This is a genomic window from Tenacibaculum sp. MAR_2009_124 (genome assembly GCF_900105455.1).
Lineage (GTDB): Bacteria > Bacteroidota > Bacteroidia > Flavobacteriales > Flavobacteriaceae > Polaribacter.
This window is the reverse complement of record NZ_FNSF01000005.1, coordinates 1,246,828-1,268,760: the sequence shown is the minus strand read 5'-3', so window position 1 is coordinate 1,268,760 and position 21,933 is coordinate 1,246,828. Positions and strand designations below refer to the sequence as shown.

At 31.2% G+C, this 21,933-nt stretch carries 17 protein-coding genes; all 17 read right to left on the bottom strand.

The features are described 5' to 3' along the window. Nucleotides 1–13: 13 nt before the first annotated feature. Nucleotides 14–745: a LolA3 family protein gene (locus tag BLW23_RS16335; protein WP_093671736.1), complete on the bottom strand. Its 732-nt coding sequence runs from the start codon at nt 743–745 to the stop codon at nt 14–16. Beyond that, the gene (locus tag BLW23_RS16330) at nt 735–4,211 is read right to left on the bottom strand and encodes a leucine-rich repeat domain-containing protein (protein ID WP_093671734.1); all 3,477 of its coding nucleotides are present in this window, start codon (nt 4,209–4,211) and stop codon (nt 735–737) included. The genes BLW23_RS16335 and BLW23_RS16330 overlap by 11 nt, the downstream gene beginning before the upstream one ends. 14 nt (nt 4,212–4,225) lie before the next feature. Beyond that, nucleotides 4,226–10,336, bottom strand: a complete 6,111-nt coding sequence (locus BLW23_RS16325; protein ID WP_093671732.1) for a hypothetical protein — start codon at nt 10,334–10,336, stop codon at nt 4,226–4,228. 138 nt (nt 10,337–10,474) lie between these two features. Further along, nucleotides 10,475–11,101 (bottom strand): hypothetical protein, encoded by a 627-nt coding sequence (locus BLW23_RS16320; RefSeq protein ID WP_093671730.1) that lies wholly within the window; start codon nt 11,099–11,101, stop codon nt 10,475–10,477. A gap of 26 nt (nt 11,102–11,127) precedes the next feature. Continuing rightward, a complete protein-coding gene (locus BLW23_RS16315) occupies nt 11,128–11,661 on the bottom strand; it encodes an OmpH/Skp family outer membrane protein (RefSeq protein ID WP_093671728.1) in 534 nt (177 codons plus the stop codon). A 1-nt stretch (nt 11,662) separates the two neighbouring features. Next, nucleotides 11,663–12,157: a hypothetical protein gene (locus tag BLW23_RS16310; RefSeq protein ID WP_093671726.1), complete on the bottom strand. Its 495-nt coding sequence runs from the start codon at nt 12,155–12,157 to the stop codon at nt 11,663–11,665. After that, nucleotides 12,154–12,690: a hypothetical protein gene (locus BLW23_RS16305; RefSeq protein WP_093671724.1), complete on the bottom strand. Its 537-nt coding sequence runs from the start codon at nt 12,688–12,690 to the stop codon at nt 12,154–12,156. Before BLW23_RS16305 ends, BLW23_RS16310 begins: the two co-directional genes overlap by 4 nt. Continuing rightward, nucleotides 12,687–13,835 (bottom strand): hypothetical protein, encoded by a 1,149-nt coding sequence (locus tag BLW23_RS16300; protein WP_093671722.1) that lies wholly within the window; start codon nt 13,833–13,835, stop codon nt 12,687–12,689. The genes BLW23_RS16305 and BLW23_RS16300 overlap by 4 nt, the downstream gene beginning before the upstream one ends. Continuing rightward, a complete protein-coding gene (locus tag BLW23_RS16295; RefSeq protein WP_093671720.1) occupies nt 13,835–15,730 on the bottom strand; it encodes a hypothetical protein in 1,896 nt (631 codons plus the stop codon). Before BLW23_RS16295 ends, BLW23_RS16300 begins: the two co-directional genes overlap by 1 nt. A gap of 6 nt (nt 15,731–15,736) precedes the next feature. Continuing rightward, complete coding sequence (locus tag BLW23_RS16290; RefSeq protein WP_093671718.1) at nt 15,737–17,116, bottom strand: GspE/PulE family protein; 1,380 nt, start codon at nt 17,114–17,116, stop codon at nt 15,737–15,739. Between the two features lie 4 nt (nt 17,117–17,120). Then, nucleotides 17,121–17,618: a hypothetical protein gene (locus tag BLW23_RS16285; RefSeq protein ID WP_093671716.1), complete on the bottom strand. Its 498-nt coding sequence runs from the start codon at nt 17,616–17,618 to the stop codon at nt 17,121–17,123. Between the two features lie 4 nt (nt 17,619–17,622). Further along, nucleotides 17,623–18,033: a prepilin-type N-terminal cleavage/methylation domain-containing protein gene (locus BLW23_RS16280; RefSeq protein WP_093671714.1), complete on the bottom strand. Its 411-nt coding sequence runs from the start codon at nt 18,031–18,033 to the stop codon at nt 17,623–17,625. 50 nt (nt 18,034–18,083) lie between these two features. Further along, entirely contained in the window at nt 18,084–19,205 is a 1,122-nt protein-coding gene (locus BLW23_RS16275) for a type II secretion system F family protein (protein WP_093671712.1), read from the bottom strand. Beyond that, complete coding sequence (locus tag BLW23_RS16270; RefSeq protein WP_093671710.1) at nt 19,195–19,686, bottom strand: prepilin-type N-terminal cleavage/methylation domain-containing protein; 492 nt, start codon at nt 19,684–19,686, stop codon at nt 19,195–19,197. The genes BLW23_RS16275 and BLW23_RS16270 overlap by 11 nt, the downstream gene beginning before the upstream one ends. Continuing rightward, a complete protein-coding gene (locus BLW23_RS16265; protein WP_093671708.1) occupies nt 19,673–20,017 on the bottom strand; it encodes a hypothetical protein in 345 nt (114 codons plus the stop codon). Before BLW23_RS16265 ends, BLW23_RS16270 begins: the two co-directional genes overlap by 14 nt. Further along, complete coding sequence (locus tag BLW23_RS16260; protein WP_143032201.1) at nt 20,005–21,216, bottom strand: hypothetical protein; 1,212 nt, start codon at nt 21,214–21,216, stop codon at nt 20,005–20,007. Before BLW23_RS16260 ends, BLW23_RS16265 begins: the two co-directional genes overlap by 13 nt. Next, the gene (locus BLW23_RS16255) at nt 21,173–21,853 is read right to left on the bottom strand and encodes a toxin-antitoxin system YwqK family antitoxin (RefSeq protein ID WP_093671704.1); all 681 of its coding nucleotides are present in this window, start codon (nt 21,851–21,853) and stop codon (nt 21,173–21,175) included. Before BLW23_RS16255 ends, BLW23_RS16260 begins: the two co-directional genes overlap by 44 nt. Between the last annotated feature and the right edge of the window lie 80 nt (nt 21,854–21,933).

Sequence of the window (21,933 nt, the reverse complement as noted above, 5' to 3'; positions counted from 1 at the left end):
TAATTTTTTCCCTTTATATTTTTACTAATTCATAACCCTTATACTTCGGGCCAACAACTTTTTTTCCTTTTACATCCTTTATATAACTACCAACATCAAAAGCTTTCTTCGATATTGAAAAATTCGACATCCGGTAACTCTCATAAACAATCTCTAACTTGTAATGATCATAATCAGGGTTCTGGTAATCCTTCGAAAAATTCATCTTCGAAAAGTATTTAAACAATTGACGCTTGATTAAGTAAGTCTTCTTATCTAAATCTATAATGAGAGAACTAAATGGTAATTGTGTTAAACCTTTAGGTTTAAATTCCAATCGATAAAAACTCTCTGTCTCTTTTAGTAAACTAACATCAAGATATTTATAAAGCTCTACTAAATTAATATCGTATTGATTTGCATTGGCTAAAGGCTGGCTTAAAAGCATCGCCTTCTCTTTATGATTGATCTTGATATAATTTGACCCTGTACTTATAATTTCTGCCTCTCCCATATTACTATAAGTATTCCCTTGGCTTTTATACAAAATACCCGTGACACTATCATGGGGTGTTGTTGATTCTGAACCTTTATAAATCTGGTAACTTATGGTTACCTGATATTCCTTATGTGTCTTAAGGGATGCAGCGTACCTATCCATAAGTGCGGACGCCTTACTCCTTTGTGCATATCCTCTAACAGTTAGAAAAAACAATAAAAACAATCCTATCTGTAATATTACTCTTCTACTATTATTACTTCGCATTGCTCGATCTTGTTTCTTGAATTGTAAATATTCCTTTCTTTGTTTCCTTCTTTACGCGTACCAAACCGCCTTCTTTATCATACTCATAATATGTAGCATAGTTATTCTCATCCAACTCTGCCATGAGTTTCTTCGTATCATCGTCGTAAACAAAACTCTTCATACTTCCATTAAATGGATAAATACGGATATCATCAAAATAACTCGTTACATCCGCTGAAGTGTTTTTTAACTCTATCACCAAGTTATTTACTGCGGTTTGATCTGAACTCTGATAACTATTGATCTTAAAAATACCTTCGATGCGTTGCCAACCATCAATAATATCGCCTGTAGGGTGAAAATCTCCTATAAACACAGGTTCCTCTAAACTTCCTGACGCCAAACCAACGGTATACAATCGAATCGCCGAACTTGTATAATTAGATGACTTGATTCCTGCTACATTCTTCTCCTTTACCCAACCACTAATCATATACTTCTTCTCATAAACAGGACGGAAAGATCCAGCATGTGTGCTCTCAATAGTAGCTAATGGCACTGGAGTAATTACAGGTGTCTCTGACACAAATAAAGTAATTGGACGACGCTCTAGAGTTAACCCAGTAACAACACTATTGGTTGCCGTAAAATGATACACACCTGCGGCCGACTCCTGAACATTGTTTAATACCAAGTCTTTACTTGTTGCTCCTGATATAGCTACCCCATTCTTAAACCATTGATAACTATTATTAGAACTAGTTAAATCAGTACTAGATAAAGTAATAGACCTCCCTGATTGAACTACTTTTTCCTCTACAACATCAACCTTCGCTTGAGGTGAATAAATATATCTCGAAATCTCTGTCTTATAATTCGTGTGATTACTCTCAAAATCTGAAAAAACTAAATAATTATCACTAAAAACAAACTCTAGTAATGTATTAATCAAAACCGTATTACTTATCGGAATACTTCCTGAGAGCTTATTTTTATTGATATATAAAAACTTCAACTTAGTAAGTGTATTAATACTTGTAGGTAAAGAAGTCAATAGATTCTCATGAGCTGCTAAAGTTTTAAGATTTGTTAAGTTCCCTATACTCTCTGGTAGTACCGTGATTTGGTTTCTGTTTAAATAAAAAGTCTCCAAACTTGATAAATTACCAATACTCTCTGGAAGTACTGTTAATTGATTTTCATACAAATACAACTTCTTTAAACTTAAAAGGCTCCCTATACCTGTTGAAACTCCTGATATCAAATTACTTCGTAAGTCTAAAACACTTAAACTCGATAGATTACCGATCTCACTAGGAATAGTACCTGATACATTATTACTTGTAAGTTTTAACTCTACCACTTTATTATCAACTCCAACTGTTACTCCATACCAATCACAAACAGGAACCCCTAAACTCCATGGCTTATTCCCTGAAACTGTATTCTTCCAATTAGCTCCATTGGTAGACGTATAAAAACTCCATAAAGCATTCTTCTCAGCTTCCGAAACTTGACATTTTGGCACAGATACTATTAATGTTATTGGATGACGCTCTAGAGTTAACCCAGTAACAACACTATTGGTTGCCGTAAAATGATACACACCTGCGGCCGACTCCTGAACATTATTCAAAACCAAATCTTTATTTGTTGCTCCTGGTATAAGTACGCCATCCTTGTACCATTGGTAGCTGTTATTTACGCTAGTTAGATCATTACTAGTTAAAGTAACTGTTTTACCTACTTCTTGCGACTCCTCCAAAATCGAATCTACTTTTTTCTGAGGTGTATATTTAAAATTTCTACCCAAAGAACTATATCCTGGAAAATCACTTTCTAAATCATTAAAAACATATTTATTACCTTCTATATGTAACCATTGAAATTTATTTGAAGTAGAATTAAATGGCAGTTTCCCCTTAAAATTGTTATCCATTATTCGGAGATATCTCAAGTTCGGTATTTGAGACAAAGAAGCAGGAAGTACCCCTTCAAAATTATTCTTATTTATTGTCAAGGTTTGAAGTTTTAATAAACTTCCAAATATATTTGGAAGCCCTCCAGAAAAATGATTATCAAATAAATACATCCCCGATAAGTTAACTAATCCTTGTAGTTCTAATGGAACCTCACCTGTAAGTTGATTTCTTCCTAGATTCAAATATCTTAGTTTCGAAAGCGTTCCTAATTGAACAGGAATTTTTCCACTAAATTTATTCGCCCCAAGATTTAAAGAGCTTAAATTAATTAAGCCTGACCAGTTAATATGACTCAAATCCCCTGATAATTCATTACCATGTAGATGTAAATATCCAAGTCTAGTAAGATTTACTATAGACAAAGGTATTGCCCCTGTAAACTTATTAAAATTCAAATAAACAGAATGTAAGTTCACCATGTTACCTATACCTTCAGGAATTGAACCTGTAAAGTTGTTTCTATGAATATTTAAAATTCCTAAATTATTTAATCTTAATAAATCATTAGGAAAAGGTCCTGATAATTTTGTGCTAGCCAAATTAAGCGTTGTCAAACTTGATAAGTCTCCGATTGTACTTGGCAATACCGATATCGCATTGCCTGAAAAATTAAACTGTTTAAGATTTACTAATTTTCCTATTTCCGCTGGAAGTACCATGATTTTATTATAATCAAGAAATAAGTGTGTCAACTTCGTCAAGTTAAAAACCTCAACTGGTAATTGAGTAATTTGATTTCTAGTTAACTGAAGCCATGTTACCTCATTTAAATTACCTATTTCAGCAGGGATACTACTTATTTTATTATACGGTAAGTTCAGGTAAGTTAATCTTGTTAATTTTGAAATAGATGATGGAATTGTTCCTACTAAATTATTTGACCCCAAATTAATTTTAGTCACATGCCCATCGGCATCCACAGTAATCCCATGCCAATCGGAAACAGGAATACTGAGTGACCAAGGCTTTCTATTTGAAGTGGTATTTCTCCATTGAGTTCCATTTGTTGTATTATAAAAATCCCACAACGCTTGCTTTTCTTGCTCTAATGTACTAGACAAAGTACTCATAGAACGTGCCATCCTAGTAGAAAATGTCGAAACTTTCGCTATTTCACTAGACTTTAAGGTTTTTACTCTAATACGTTTAAAAAAACGACCTTTTTGACACTTCAATTTTATATAAAAATCATAAACGGTTTCAGGAGACAATCCTGTAAAAAGCTCTGTATTATGACGTGAGCGAATTTTACCTATTCGTTGCTTTTTATTTCTTGGTTTAAATCCTTTTAATCCATATACTATAACAAAGTCATCAGAATCCGCTATGCTAAACCAATTTATAATGACCGAATTCTCTGTTATATTTTCTGCTTTTACTTCGTAAATAGCCTCGCTATTACAAATTATCTCTTTTAAATCTTGAGCGTTTACAATGGTTGTAAATAACAACATAAATACCCAAATTAAAATATGATTATTTTTATTTTTTCTAGTAGACATATCTTTTTTATAACTTATTCTCCAATCATTGTATCACATGCGCTTTCATTCAAAACACTTTGTGAATAATTTAGCGTAGTATTATCCGATTTATACAAGGTAAAAGTTCCTTTAACTGTTATATCTTGTAAAATATTTCCTGGCCCACTTTTACAATTCCCAGTGCATACATCAAACTGAACATAAGCTTTACCCGAACTCCCTATAGTAAAACTATAATTATACTCCTTATCTCCTTGGTTTTCGGAAGTATCCTGTTTTTGAAAAAGGGTTTGATTAAAATCACTACTTGTTATCTTAATTCGAGTATCTACAAACTCCGCATACTCCCCTAAATAAGCTTTTATATTAAATTTTATATTTTGACCTGGAGTTCCTGAAATCGTAAAATCTTTTCCGCCTCCTCTTCTATTTCCATAACAGACACCATCTCTACTAGTAATACTCTCAATGATAGCATCTGAAATAGGTATTTCAGTTGTCACACAATCCTCAATTACATCTGGGTTGACATCATTTAACTTTTTTATTAAACTAACCGACTTGCTAGGTTTTACTTCAATACTCTTTCTTCCTGTATGTGCTTCTGTATCGGTAATACCTCCTTCACCTTTTACAGCATAAGCGTCTGTAAAGCTAAAATGATCTACTGAATTTACATCTGCTTCCGCATTCTGTATTCCTCCGTAATCTTCAAAACCGTCATATCCTAATTCTTTATACCCCGTATTTGAAGCCACTGCAGTAGGTAAAGTATACTTATATCCGTACTGAGCCGATGAATATCTATTCAATGCATCCTTATTCTCTAACTCCACTCCTTGGGGTGCGTATTGCGTTACCTCACTGGCAAAAGTCCATTTTGTTGGTGAATATTGATTAATCGCATTACTATTGATCTCCCATCCATTGTTGTACGAATAAAATGGAGCAAAGCTTGTAAAATACCCATCACTTCTCGTATTAGGATTATTCGAATGATATCTACCTGTTAAATAAGCCCATGACTTCTTTGCTTTCCAATTACCTCTTATATTATGAACATAGGGATTGATGTCATAATTATCATAAATTTCTAATAACTTATCTTCATTCAACTCTCCAAATTGCTCATTGATATACACTGAAGAATCCATCACAAAATACTTATTGTTATTTTGATTTACTGGCTTCCAAAAATCACTATACTCAACTGCACTTGCATTGATTATCTTCGTTTCTTGAGGATTGTTATTTAAAAACGAAGGTAACTGACTTCTATAATTGTTGTTTTGATCAACAATTGGGTTCTGCTTTGTAGTAATACTTGCCATTGATGCTGATTGTAAATTTCGATGTGAAGAACGACCTATTTTAAAATGTATGTTTTCAACCCATTCTTTTGTATCTTCAACATTACAATCATTAACAAGCTTACCATGTTGATCCATTAATAAAAACTTGGTTGAGCCTGCCACTGCAAACTTTTTTATAACCCATAGTTTTTTAGAAACAACATAAGGTAAAGGAATCGGTACCAAACCACCACTGAACCTAAAGCCCGTAATAATTCCATTCAATTCATCTCCGATATTAATAAAATCCGAAATACTATTATCCCCAAGCGAAAAAGTATTTCCAGTACTATCCTTTTTTAACACTCCCGAAACTCCAAGGTTCCTTGAGGCACTAGCCATTCCATTGTGTTTCCAATATGCTGGATAATTGATATTGTAATAATGATCGCCGTATTCATTCTTTGTTTTGGTTACTAATACTTGTCCTGATTCCGCATCCCAAGCTAAATTCTCTGTTGATACCTGTGCACCTAAATCGTACGCTATTTTCTTCTTTAAAATTCCTTTTCTCTTGATAACTTTTGTTGTTACTGCCGAACGAAATACATTTTCATGACTTTCATAGTTCGGTAATGGAATAGGAACTAATACTGGCCATATAACAGCTAAAAATCCTGCTAAATTTGTATTTACTCCTGCCGTAACTTGCTTGTTATAATTTGATCTAAAATCATTAACAACATCATAGGTTACACCCAAAGAAGCCTCTGAGATATTTCCTTGGTTATTTATTACACGTTGGGTATTCCTTAATGAACCATCCGCTTCCAAATCATACTCATACTTTACTCCAGAAATTGGAGAAGTTCCTGTTTCTGTATACACCCAATTCCCTAAAGGCTTGCCATTCATATTATTCGCCTCAACTACAAATCCTTGTGAAGCTGTTAAATGATGCTTTACACTAAAGTTAAAAGGATTACCAACAGTGCTAGGTGCAGGATCATTTCGTAAGCTTTTATCATTTTCTAAGTCTGTACGTGATGTTTTGGTTGGAAAATCTTTTGAGGTATAAAATTGATGTTCTACCTTTCCTGTGGCGTGTTTGCTAATATTTTCATGACTTAAGTTTTTAACCATGACTCTTCCATACGTAACCGTTGGCGCTGGGTAGAAAGACTCTCCTATTGGTTTTTCAACATAATTAGACTCCTTTGGAGCAATAACTGCCTCACTTCCGGTGGTTTCCCCACTATAGACTGGAATTACAAAAGGATTCTCTCTACTGCTATTTGGCTCAAAGGTAGCAACCCCACTTGAAGTATTATCTGCATTTTTATATACATATTCTTGTCCATAAAACTTTTTATATAATGGATCTCCATCATTTCCTGTCATTATATCCCAATTATCGCTCATCTGAAGCTTCTTGATTCGTAAACCTCCTCCATATTTTTTTGCTAGAGGATTATACAATCGAATCCAAGACTTATTGTGTTTAAAATATCTAGCACATGACTTACCTCGTAATACTTGATTCGGACCTTTTCCTATTTCAAGATAAGTTCCTATAGAGGCAACTATCTCTTTTATTATAGCAGTAGGATCTGGCGATGAGGCGTACTGGGCATCGTCATGAAATACGATACGATTCATATTATTACGTCCAAAATACATTCCTGCTTTTGATATTGGGTTGATAGGAGCATCACCATCTTTACCATCCAATTTTAAAAACTTCATCGGAATACTTAAATACTCATCAGCATTATCTGTAAACTTTGTTACGGATCGTGAATCATCTAAATGTAAATAGCCACTAACATAATCATATTGGTACGCATACTTATTGGTCATATTTAATAAAAACTTAAAATAAATAGCCTCCTCTTCCAATCCTTCAATAAAATCAGCAGCTTCTTTATTTTTGTATGCTTCTGGTATTTTTATATAGATGTATTTATTGTCTCGAAAATGACCATACAATTCATTATTAGTTATTTGATTACCTGATGGGCGCTCAACAGAACCTACTCCAGTAACTTGAAATAACTGCATCACTTTTTTATCTTGAACAAACTGATAATCATCTGCTTCATAATCTAACTTTAAATCTCCTCCTGATGGTAACTGTACCGTAGTTAAAGACCAAGCGACAGAATTTTCATGCACCGTATTCTGGTTCGGATCATTAGTTTGAGAAATCTGTTCGGTATACGGAAACTCTGAATTCGAAGGAACACCGTCCAAATTACCTCCATTTCCTTTATTAACCTTGAAACTACCCCATATATCATAGCCCTTAATATGGTATGAAGGGTTGATTGTTTTATCAAAAACACCATCATCATCGGTATCGATTTGCCCGTAATCAAACTCATAAGGCATATGTCTTCCCATATGCGAATCTCGATACGTAAAGTATACCTTCTTTAAGGTTAACTTTCCTCCTTGATTTAACTCTCCTGGAGTACTTATTCGAGAGTTATTAGGTATCCCTCTACATAACGAATAATCGTATTCAAAATGAGCTACCTTTATTGGAGTAGCATTTGTTCCTAATTCTCGAAACTCTTTTTTAGAGTATAAGGAAATACTATCTATTCTTTTAGTAGTTGCACTTCCCCTTCCTCCATTTTCATTTATAACTCCATAACCGTCTTTTCTGTCAGACAAAGAAAATATAGCGATATGCGTTTTGGTTTCTATTTCATTTATATAAACTTGCTCGCGTTCTCCATAGATATAGTTCCCCTTTTGATCGTTGGGATGTGAATACAAACCTCTATTGAAAGTAGCCGTATTTTGCGTGTATGGCACTCGCCAATTATATCTATAAGGTTGCTCATAACTAAACTTGGTGTAAGCACCAAAATCATCATCGGTAGGACCGTCACCTGTTACATCTTCATAATCTGATGACAACACAGAAGTAATTAAATACGAATGTGCATGTGCGGGTGTTGTGATTCTATTAAAATAATTATCTACTCCTGCTCCATTTTCAACACTATTTTCACTATCACTAGTGTATGATACCAATCCTTTTTCTTCATCAACAGTTGCTCTTTGATGAACTGCAAAGGTTACTTCTTTTTTAGTAATATTATACGCTGGTAATCCATAAACATATCGACTACCGTCTGGTTTTAACACATTAAATCCAGCAGTATGGTGCGGCTTTCCATATGTACTTGTTCTAAAAAAACCATTGTAATATTGCTGTGCTTCTTGCTGTGTAACTTTTTGAATTACTTGATTTCGAAGCAAACGATTTTCACGAACCTTAGCGCTATTTATTCTAAATAAAGCGCTTGATTTGTAATGATAGTTACTCGTTAGATTTCTATTGTATTTACGTCCAGAAATCCCTAAACGAACCGGTTTATTACCTCCAATACTTCTATTTGAAAACATCCCTGATGAAAGTTGCTCAGTATCAACATTCATATCTCCATCGTCCTTAAAAAAGACTTTTTCATAAGTTCCTCCTTGAGACTTTGTTTGATCTTTAAATTTATTAATAGCATTATTTCCCATTCTCTGAGTCCAATTACTTGATACAGAATACGTTTTGGTGTTTTGAAAATCCATACCAAAAGCAAAAATCCATCCCCCCTGAACTTCAGCTCCAAAGGTAGTACCATCACCTATATCAGCAACTGCCATATCATTTATAAATCCTATTTGACCTCTATGAGGTCTAAAGGTCCCGCTAACACCCTGACCATTCACTACATAGTTATCATAGGTATAGTTTGTTATCGGTAAAATGGTCGTATGCTTACTAAAATTACGATCTTTTTCTCTTACAAAATCTAACACGCCATTAATGCTATCCCTCTCATTTTTCTCAGTATTTTCGTAACCAAAAGCGGAAACATATTTGTTTTTTTCATTAGGATGAATTTTTTGACTTGACCCATATCCAGTTACTTTAACTTCTCCTTTGATACCAAAAGCCTTGCCTCCTATTGCTCCACTAAATTTTGATTGTGTGGAGGTAGTAGACACCCTTTTGGTTGGTGTAAAGATCATATGATCATTAAATGAAATACTAGCTCCTGTAGACCCTGCTGCTCCTACACCATCTTTCTTTTTTTTCTCATTTGTATACACTCCTGCAGATAAACTCAAAGAAGATAATGCCTTTCGTGAATTTATGGATAACCCTACACCTGCACTTCCATTATTAGTTCCGTTTTTTTGCTTAATTTTAGTTGATAAACCTACTGACGGACTTATCGTTGGTCCATCTACAGCAGACGCTGAAATATCTAACCCTACAGTTGCTAGTTTTCCCAATTTAAATGAAACACCTAAAGATGGAGTGGCTGTAAAACCTGTATAATTATTATACTCTACCCCTAAACCTATACCAACACCTCCGATTTCTCCAATCCCAAAAAATCCAGGGCCTAAACCAAAATGGGCTCCAAAGGTATTATTGTCTTTAAAATTATTTTCATATCTCATTTGGTCACCATTCTCTTGGCTTCCATCGAAATCATCGGGTAATCCTCTTACACTTCTTTTAATATGTCCTACATTTAGATTCCAACCTAAACCTACCCAAGAAGCTTCTTGATCCATATTTACTCCTGAAGTATAAGCTAAATTAAGTGGGTATCCTCCTACATCCATAATGGGAATGTTATAATTGAAGTCTCCTGACGATAAATCAACCATATCAGTGGTTCCTATGGGGGTAAAAGCATTAAATTCGGGTTGAGACGGCCCTCCTGTAAGGGCAAAGGCACTGTTAATAAAGGTTTGAGGAAATATCAAACTCAATGCCATGTACACCGATAAAGCCTTACTGGCTCTACTAGTCTTAGAAATTTTCATAATAAGTAATTAGCAATATTTAAGCAATCTGTTAATAATCTTTCTTACAATTTTAGAAGTAAACTCCTAGCAATTAATTCTAGTACAAAATTAGAATTTTATTAGTTCATAGCAAATATCTATTCAAAAAAAAATCAATTATTTTTCTAGTAAAAATTTTACTATCTGATTATCAAACACTTTTCCGTAATATACTAATTTCATTTTTTCTTGTTCTTGAGGGAACTTGAAATACAATAGTAATCTCTTATAAGGGGTTACCTTAAAAGTTCTTTCAAAAAGAACTCCTGAAGTATGAATAGTATCACCTTTTTGGGTAATGGCGTAAAAATCATTCTTTATATTAAACGATAAATACTTCACTAGTTCTTCCACCTCTTCCGCTGATTTATCCTTAAACAAATCGTCTCCTTTGAAGTACTGAAAATCAAATTGAATTACCTCTTCTTTTTTCAACTTCTTTAGGTAAGTATCTAGAGAGTCTGTCTTTTTTAAGTGCTTTTTTATATAATACTCTTTAGGTAAAATTGAAGCAGAATAAAACATATTGTTAATAAAAACTGTTTTTTTAGTCCCTAAAAAACTCTCTCCTAAAAAATTAAAACTCTTTCGAACATCTTTAAAGTTATCTTCATCATGCAACTTAAAATCTGAAATACTAGAATTGGCATCCCCGTTTCCAACAAAGTTGCTTCCCTGTTTCGATTGTGTTTTTGATTTACAAGCAACTATTAAAATTAAAATTAAATAAACTATCTTTTTCATTTTTTTATTTTTTTATTTTATAAAAGTTAATTTCCTTCAAACTTTGAATTAGCGTATTCAATAAACTGATTTGTAACATTAAACTCTTCTTTTGAATACATTATATTACCTTGACCTTGCGCTCCTAACACAACATCATAATCACGTTCTTTTCCAAACTCTCTTACATAAGTGTTTAATCGCTCCCAAACTTTCTTATTGATTTCCATCTTAACTTGCGCCCTTAAATCCTGAATTTCAGCATCTCCAGAAACAACAAACCTCTTAAGTTTCATATACTCATCTTCTTCTTTTTTAGATATCTTTTTTTGATTGTTCAACTTCTCTTCCAAACCTTTTAAGTTATTCACCAAGCTGTCAAATTTAACTAAAAGAGGTTTATATTTTTTTTCATTTATATCTCCTAACTCTTTAGTCATATTGAATTCATTGTACAACTTAACATTATCAATATAAACAACCCTCTCCTTACTATTACTCATCACAATAAACAATACAGCTAACACAATGAGAAAAACACTATTTATTACACTCCAACTATTTTTTTTAATCTGTTTCATTTTAACTTCCTTTTTTAATGGTTTTTATTTTCTTTTTTCCTTCAATTATTATTGAATCTTTAAATACTTGTTTTATTCTGAAATCTTGTAATATAATTTCGTTTTTTGATATTTTTTTGAATCTTCCATTTATAATAAGTAAAATATTCTTACTCTTATTTTCTTTTTGCAAAAAACCTAAATACTTAATCTTTGGCCAAATATTATTATTACTTTTCCTGTTGAAATTTTTCTTTTTAGTAACGTTAGACTTAACTCTTTTCTCTTTTCTCTTTTTAACATTTAATTTTTCATTCAAAAATGGATCTCGATTTAAAGTAACTACAGAAACTTCTTTTATTTTCTTAGGACTGTGAACAACTTTATTGTAATTCACTTCATTTGCTTGGAACTGATTTTCAGAAGAGCTTCGAAACCAATATTTATATACAACCAAAGCCCAAATAAGAACAACAAAGAAAATTAAGACTTTATTTGTTAAACTCTTATTCATCATTTATCATGTTTAAAGTTTTGGAACAGCAATTCTACAAACAACTCTTCCTTTTTTAACTTGTAATTTCTTTTCTTAAAAAACCTTGCATTATTAAGCTTTGATTTCCTGAATTTTTTTTCAATTTGATATATTAAATTTATCAGAGAGTTATACCGTCCTTTAAGTGTAAATGAATTTGATATGATAGAATAATTCCCTACCAAATATGAATGAGTTGGTCTTATATCGGTTACTGTCACATTATTATTTGATTCTTTTGATGTAATAAACTCCAATATTTCTTGTTGAATTTGGTGTTCATTAAAATTCTCTTCTCCTAAATAATCATCCAAATTATAAATCTCATTCTGAACATTTAATATTGATCGTCGAATACCCTCCTCATTTTTTTTTATATTTTTATTTTTCAAATATCTATTCGCTTCAATAATTGTATTCCTAATAATTCTTTTATATCCAAGGAGTAAAACAAGGACAAAGAGAACAAAAACTCCTATTTTCTTTTGCTTATATGTAAATTTATCTTGCATCATCTATTCAATTCAACCTTTAATTCAAACCTTACCTCTTGCTCCTTTTTCTGAGAATAATTAATAATATTAATTTTAAATATTTCTTCCTTTAAGGTTAGCATTTTAACCCAATTATTAAATCTGTTTTCATCAAAAGAGATCCCTCTTACAATAATTAGAGTTCCATCAATATCTACTTTTTTATTTTCCTTTATTTTTTGCTCCAGAGGAAATACTTCAAGTTCTGATAACAATATACTTTCAGGAATGTTTTTAACTATGGTATTTGTCCAATAACTAATTCCATCTGAATTTAAAACCCCTGAAATTCTCAATATTTCCTCTTTTTTACTTCTCTCTTTACTTAACTTATTGAGCAGAGATTCTTCTTGAATTAAATAATTTAACTTAGATTCTATTTCTTCATTTTGAATCGAAAAAAAAACAGTTATACCAAAACTTAAAGACATTATAGCGAACACTATCATCAAAGCTATCTTACCATAAAATCGAAATTCAGACTTATGAACGTTTTCAGATTTATTCTCTGTTATTACCGAATTCTCGTAACTACTAATTAGTCTATCAGAAGGATAATAATGATCATACAATAACGATAAAGCTATCATTGCTTCTTTTTCATTATCAATTTCAATTTCCAATAGTGAATTTGTGTTTTTTTCGACTTCAATACAATCTTCATTATCAAAAAACAAAGAAAAATAGCTTGTCTTAAACTCCTTATTTACAAAATATTTTTTGTAGAAAAGTCCGACGCTAAAACTTCCAATATAGAGATCAATTAGAAAAATATTATTACCCAAAAAACTTTCAACTACACCTTCAACTTCCTCTTTTCTGGCTAGTGCCAAGAAACCCTTATTTGCCTTAGTGATATATTTTGTGGTATAAAACAAATTTATCGTTGACTTAAACAACTCTCCTTTAGAAGTATAAAGAACTTTCTCTCCATTTAATAGTAATACCACCCCTTTATCTCCTGCAAATTTCTTTAGCTCTTCAACTCTTTTATAAACAACAGACTCTCCATCTGCCTTTATTTTATCTCCTATCTTTTTTACTTGAGTACATATATATATAGGCTCGTTAGAACATAATAACGCATTTACAACAAGTAATTCATGATTCTGTTTGAAAAAATCCATTATTGATAAAATACAGTTGGTTTTATAAACATATGCAGCTTCTTCTTAGCCTTTTTCTTTTTTCTTCCGCTAAAAAACCATTTGATAATTGGAATTCTAGATAAAAATGGGGTTCCCGTTCCAGAATTACTCTTTTCCGCTTCATCTAAGCCACCTAGCAATATCATATCTCCATTTTTCACCCTAATAAATGATTCAAATTGTTGCGTACTTTTGCTTGGAGGAGCTGTCTCTCCAACTCTTCCTGTAAAAGAGCTTTTCTCTACTCTCACCTCTAATGTTACACTCTCATCCTGAGAAACAAATGGTTTTATTTTTAGGCTTAAATTAGCCTCTGTAGGTTTCCATTTTCCAGATTGCAATATATTATCATTATTGTTGTTGTTACCGTTTAATATTTGATTTGTCTGCTCGAAATAATAATCTGTTGCCCCTATCTTTAATGAAGCCTCATGACCATTAAGAGTAGCTACCTTAGGGGTTGATTCCAAATCAATGATAGCATTGTTTTCTAACGCCTTTAACTGCATAAAAAAACTAGAAGGCACTTTACCCAAGTTAACAATTCCAAATCCATTAAATGCATCAATAATTTTATTTATGTTGTTTGAATTTAAATGAACATCAGTAGTAGGAAATGCACTCGCTAAATTTGATGTTTGCTGAGTTTTGTCAAAACCTGCTTTTAATCCTGTTTGGACATCATGCGATTTTTCATACTGAAAAATAATAACTTCAATTTGAACAACTGGCACACTCTTGTCTATTTGATTTAAAAAGTCTCTAAGTTCCAATATAGCCGAAAAATGCCCAGTAACAACCAGCGCATTTAACTCAATAAATTCTTTTACTTCCAATTCGGAAACTATCCTTTGAGGTATCGATTTTAAAACATTTTCAATTGTTCTATTCTTCATTTTTATAACCTTGGTTATCCTCATTCCTTCGGTAGTCTTATTCCCTATTAAAAAATAATCTCCTTCTTTCTTAAATGTAAATTTAGTCCCTTTTAAAATATGTTGTAATACATCCGTAAAGGATGCATTTTTTATAGAGAATGATGTTTTGGATCCGCCATTTAAGTTAGAATACAAAAAATAACTCTTTTTCATTTCCTTTGACAAATTATAAATCACATCAATTATAGAAACTTCGTTTGCCAAAACATTCACAGTTCCATCTGAATTAAGTTCAATTAACAGATTATCCGTTACTCTTTGCAGATTTACTACTCTCCCTCTTTTTTTTACTATGGGCTTACTTTCTTTTGGCTTCTTAGTAATAAAATAATACCCTTCATTATTTCTAGTTACGAGAAGATCATTTGACTTTGCTATCATATCTAAGGCAAAATCTATTTCCTTATCCATCACAAAAGCACTGACAACCTCATTCTTGACTTTTGAACTCAAAACAATATTCTCTTTCGTTTTGTTTGTTATTAGTTTCGCTACAGCGAAAAGAGAATCTTTATTTAAATTTAACGAAAGAAGTTTTTCATTTTCTTTATAAGAAACATCAATTTTCTTTTTCTGTGCTTTTTTTACTTGTTTCTTCTTTTTTTCAATGACAATAATCTTGCCTAAAATCTGTACATCTAAATCATATTTCCTAACGAGGAAAGAAAATACATCTTTAACTCTCACATCATGAAAATTATTTATTATCCTTTCACTCAAAGCCTTATCCACACTGACGTTTAACTGATGGTCATTACTCAATGCAGTTACAAAATCGTATATAGAAATTTGTGACACATTAATTTGAACCAAGTTATTCAATCCTTTTTCCGTTAGAGATAACTTCTCTAACTTCTCATTTATCCCCCCAGATTCCTGTCCAATGATAAGATTAAACATGGAACAGAAAATTACTAAACTAAACGTTTTCTTCATTTCTTTTTAAATAGCATTAATTAAAATCGGATAAACTTCACTTGGTGTGGTTTCCCCCTTCATTACTAAATCAAAAGCTTTATCGGCTAATGTTTTTATATTTCTCTTTTTCAAAATTTTATTAAAGTCATTTGTTTCTTTACTAATCTCAATTGCCAATTCTCTATCTACAATTACAATTTCATAAATAGCTCTTCTACCACTGAAACCAGTATAATGGCATTTTTTACAACCAACCTCCTTAAAATATGACCCCGTTTCACACGACAGATTGTAAGTACTTGGGAAGTGGTTTCTATTAAAAGCTACTTTACTTTTGCAATCACATAATTTCCTAACCAGTCTCTGAGCAAGAGTTACATTTATTGTTTCCGATAATAAAAACGGAGAAATTCCCATTTCTACTAACCTAGAAATTGTTCCTAAAGCAGAATTTGTATGAATTGTAGATAAAACTAAATGTCCTGTTAAGGACGCTCTAATTGCCATTGAAGAAGTTTCCTTATCTCTTATCTCTCCTAGCATTATAATGTCAGGATCTTGTCTTAAAAAAGATCTTAACGCATTAGAAAAAGTGAGTCCTATATCCTCATTAAGTTGCATTTGGTTTACCCCATCCAAAACATACTCTATTGGATCTTCAATCGTCATAATATTTTTCTCTACACTGTTTAACATTTTAAGTGTAGCATATAAAGTAGTTGTTTTACCAGAACCAGTTGGGCCACTAATCAAAACAATCCCGTTACTTTTCTGAACAGCCTCCAAATAACGTTTTAACTCGTCTTTATCAAACCCCAACATATTTAAATCTAAAGAATCCGTACTTTTACCAAGAACCCTCATCACTATTTTCTCTCCAAACTGAGTAGGTATAACTGAAACTCTTATATCATATCCCTCTAACTTAGTTCTTCCATCTTGAGGTAGTCTCTTCTCTGTAATATCTAAATTTGATTTAATTTTAATAATATTAACAAATTCAAGATATAATTCTTTTTCAATCCTTCTTTTTTGAATTAAAACTCCATCTAATCGATATCTGACCCTTGTGTAATCTTCATAAATTTCGAAATGAATATCACTACTTTTTAAAGAAATAGCTTCTTCTATGACTTCACTTAATAAATCAGACTGTACTTCATTCTTCTTTTCTTCTGTGCCTTTGCCCCTACTACTTCGAAACCTTTGAGTTAGCTCTCTCTCAACCTCCGATGAACCTACTTTCTTAAGAATTACTCTTTTCCCAAAAATTATTTCAAGTTCAATACTTAAGTCTTCTTTAAATTTTGACTCATCAACAAGCAGCTCAACACTATCATCATCCTCTTTTACATGAACAATCCTATAAAACCAAGCCAGTTCTTTTGTTAAAATATTTTCCATAGCACTAAAAAATTACATTTACATATAAATTTCTTTCTGAGAATTGAACAAGCAAAACTAAAATTCCTAAATACAACGCCAAATAACCAGCTAAAGGAATAGTCTCTCTTTTATCGATTTTCCTTTTTACAACAACATGAATTAAAAGAGAAATTAACAATCCTGTAATAAAAAAAACAACATAATTAAAAAAACTAAAAAGAGGAATAACTACCAGAAAAAAAAGTATATCACCTTCCGCTAAATCAGGTATTTTAAATAAATTACCTTTAAAACCACCTTCTTTAATTATCGTATAGACCTTAATAAAAAAAAGATTCAACAATAGGAAAAACAAACTAAAAATTAAATTCTTAAAAATTCCATTCTTAAGAATAAAGATGGTAAAACTAATAATAATTAACGCACCAAAATATAGTATATTGACTAGTCTGAATTTAAAGTCTTCTAAAAATATTAGCCCTAAAAAAAAAACTAACAACAAATTTAATAACAAGAGCATTTTACTAGTCTTTTACAACTTCTTTTAAATTTCTATCCTGATCAATTTGCCATTCATTAAAAACACCGTCTCCATCAAAATCTGCTAATGCTCTCGCTTTTGCGATAAAGCCAGAATTCGAAGCTTCTTGAATTGTAATAACATAAACTGCTTGACCATTCTCTTCTATTGTTTTCTCTTGAATAAAGCCAATATCATCAATGTTAGAGGTGTATTTTGAATATCTATAAAAGTAATTTTTCTGCAATCCGTGTAAATGTGCTAACATATTCTGAGCTTCCAACGATTTTGCCTGAGAAACAACAGATGTTTGATTGGGCATTACTAATAAAATTATAATTCCAATGATAGCCAAAACAACAAGAATTTCACTTAAGGAATAAGCTTTTACATATTTTTTGGTTTCTTTTTTCATATCTATTAAAAATTAACGATTCATAAGCTATTTATTTGCAAATATATAAATTAATTTGAATTTAGTATTTTACTAAGGTCAAACATTGGAAGGTACATGGCAATTAAAATTACCCCTACTAAACTTCCTATTACTATTATAATAATTGGTTCGATAATAACTCCAATTCTTTTCGATTTAATTTCTACCTCTTCTGAATAAAGTGATGCCAAATAATTAAACATATCTTCCAATTCATTTACTTCTTCTGAAATCTTTATCATTGAGGTCATTCTATTGTCATAAAAAGTATGCTTTTTTAAACTATTTGTTAAGCTCTTTCCTTTAACAATTTCCTTCTTGATATCATCTATGGATGACTCTATAGGATAAAACATGATCATCTCTTTTATGAGTGTTAATGATTCAACTATTGACACATTTGCTCCAAGTAACAACCCCATAGCATTGCAAAACCTCGATAAATAAATTGATTTTACCATTGATCCGATAAAAGGTGTTTTTAGGACACCATTGGATGTTATTCTTCTGAACTTATCTGAATCTCTAAATTTAATATAGAATAGAAAAACAAAAGCGCAAACGCCAATTATTATCAATAAGAAAAACGAAAAATTATCTGACACATATATTATCTTTTTTGTTAAACTAGGTAAGTCGCTATTAAATTGCCTGAATACTTTACGAAACATTGGAACAACATTTCTTAACATAAAAACCAGCACCCCTAAAGTTATTGAAATTACAAAGGCAGGGTATGTTAATACGGTTTTTATCTGGCTCTTTAATTTATTTTTTTTCTCAAAAAACATCTCTAGCTCTTCTAGTACTCGAGGTAATGTTTTAGTCTGCTCTCCAATAGACAAACTATTAATTTCAAATGGAGTAAAAAACTTCACTTGACTTATTGAGAAAAACAAAGTCTTCCCTTTTAACAGCTCTTCTCTAATTTTTTTTAGCCCTAAAATTATTTTTTTGTTCTTATATTGAGAAATTAATAATGAAAAAGCTTCTTCCAAGGTAACTCCGGATTTGAGCATAACTTTCAACTCTCTATACATTATCATTTTTAATTTATCACTAACTTTCCCTCCAAACACAAAATCAAATCCTAGATTCTTTCCAGGTTTCTTTACTTTTTTTCTTTTATATTTTTTCACATCAATTTCCATAACCAAATTTTTGATTAGTTAATATATCTGATGAATATTCCTTTGAAAAATGAAACCCCAAATCTCTTCCAAGGAAATCTACTCTAATAGAAAGGTTTTTAAGGATCTTGAGATCTTTTTCGTCAAAAAAAACCGGATTTATCTGTTTTACTTTTACTTCAAAAGTATCGACATTACTGTTTTCTTTAAGTCTTCTTGTTACAAATCCATCTCCTAAACTATAAGATATAGTTTGGTTATTCCCTATACATGTAAGCTGACCTAAATCAAATATTAAATAGTCCGATTTATAAAAATCTCTCTTTAGAGTGTTTTTTAACATTGAAATTTGAGTTACTTCAAACTCATTTCTATTAAAAGCTAAACACCTCTGAGACAGCATTGAAAAAAGTATATATAATATACTTATGATAATACTCGTAATAACCATAGCAATTAACAATTCAAGTATTGTATACCCCTTTACTTTATTTCTTTTCATATATGATTAGATACTTTTTATCTAAAATTCCTTTCCCATTCTTTTCTGCCAAAACATTTAGTAAAGCCAAATCTTCACTTTTCTCTACCAAGTCAGTTGTAATAATAACGTTATTAAAATTAAACTTTCTTCTTCCTAGGAAAACCTTTGGACTTTGTTCGATTTCAATTTTTATCGAATCCATTCTAGCAATTGTTTCTATTTCAATAACCCTACTGTGGAAGGAACCGAATAAATTAGAAAACATCATCATAGAAATAACAATAGCGATTGATACCAATGCTAAAGAGAGAACACTTTCTGCTAAAGACGACGCCTTTACTTTATACATTTTAATATTCTATATGTATTTCTCTTTTCCTCAAACAAACGTAGTTGAGAGGTAAAAGATGGTAAATTAAATATTTTCAAATCAAAAGCAGCATTCCCATACTCTGACTCATTAGTCCTATAATACAATTGATTAACCCTAACCTCTCCGAACATTTCTCCTTTAAAAGAAAGCCTACCAGTACAAAACAGGTCTCCAACTATTTTCACATTTTTATTTATTGTAATATTCGTTTTATTTTCTTCAGAAACCCCAATAATCGCCCCTAAGACATAACTTTCATCCTCAACTATAATTTCTCCCTCCTTCTCACTTTTTAAATATAAAACTGATGGGAAATTTAGCTTAGCATTTTCTTCTAACTTTATCTTCTTGGTCGCTAATACTTGAATATTACCGACAAAACCATTTTCTATAACAACCTCTGGTGCAAGAACAATAACATCTCTTAATTCTACATTTTTTTTAATTATAAGCTTTTGCCGCGATTCTATGATAACATTTCCATTGATTTTTAAATCTTCCAAAACACCATTTTCAACAATAATTTTTTTTGTAGACGAAAAAAAGCTATTGGAATACACTTTATTAAAACTTCCTAAATCAATAGGTTCAACATTTTTCTCAATCAAAAAATCTCTCACTGTAGGCAATCGATCTAACGAACTATATACTCTACCTTTAATCTTTATATCATTAGATTTCTGAGGGATATATAACTCACCATAAGTATTCATCGGAAAACAAACATCCCCTTCTATAATTGTTTTCCCTCCTAGTTTTAATTGTTTTTTAATATTTGGAATATACAATGATATCTTTCTATCTCTATTTTCACCTAAAAACAATGTTTCTTTTATGGTATCATTTTTACTCCAAGTTTTGAACTGAACCCTATCTAAAACTCCCCAATTTCCTTTACTTATAGCTACATTTTCTATAGCGTCAATATCATTAAATGAATTCTGAATGTGCCCCTCACTTCCTAACTTAGAATTACAAAAATTACGGATAGATTTCGCCTTATCAATTAATGAGTTTTGATTTTCAAATTCACTCGTAATTTTATAGAAATAACTCACCATTAAAACAATTGAAGACAAAACAATTCCTATAAGTAATAATGTAATTATTACATATGGTAGTGACTTCGCACTAATTCTTTTTTTCCTTGAAAGTGTCCCAAAACGTCTCAACATTCTCCTCTACTATTATATCTTTATCATATCTTTTTCTCGTCTTCTTTACGTAATCAGTCCATACTCCCGTTCTCATGTTTCTTTTATACCTGCCTTTTTTTAATAAATTCCCTAAACTATCATACTCTTTATAACTTCCTTCTAAAAAATTCTTTGACCAATTAGATTTTCGTAAAATTCCACTTTGAAAATTTATCCAGACCCCACTTTTCATACCCTTCCGAAAAGCTCCTTTAGACACAACTTTATGATTCTCATCATAACACTCAGAAATCCCTTCTTTCCTTCCTTTTTTCCAATGTATTATGTTAATTAAACTCCCTCTATTATCCCATTCTTTCCATTCTCCATCTTTCATTCCATAAAAAAAAGAACCTTCCTCGATAATTCTTTTGGAGTCTTTTAAACTTTTCCTGTAATAACCATTGAGTAATTTACCATTAAACCCATAAAATGACGATTGTATTTTTTCGAAAGTATACCAATAAATTTTAATGTCTTTTTTCAGTTTAACTTTTGAACTATTATTGGTAATCGAAAACTCATAAGTAAATTCGACATCACTGTACTTCCTCTTTGAACTATCCGAAATAAAAAAAGACATTACAGATAGATAAAATAACACTAAAAACTTCATAACAATTTGTAATTTACAAGTACAAAGTAACAATATATTTTTTAAAACTAAAAAAACCTCTTCAAAACAATGAAGAGGTT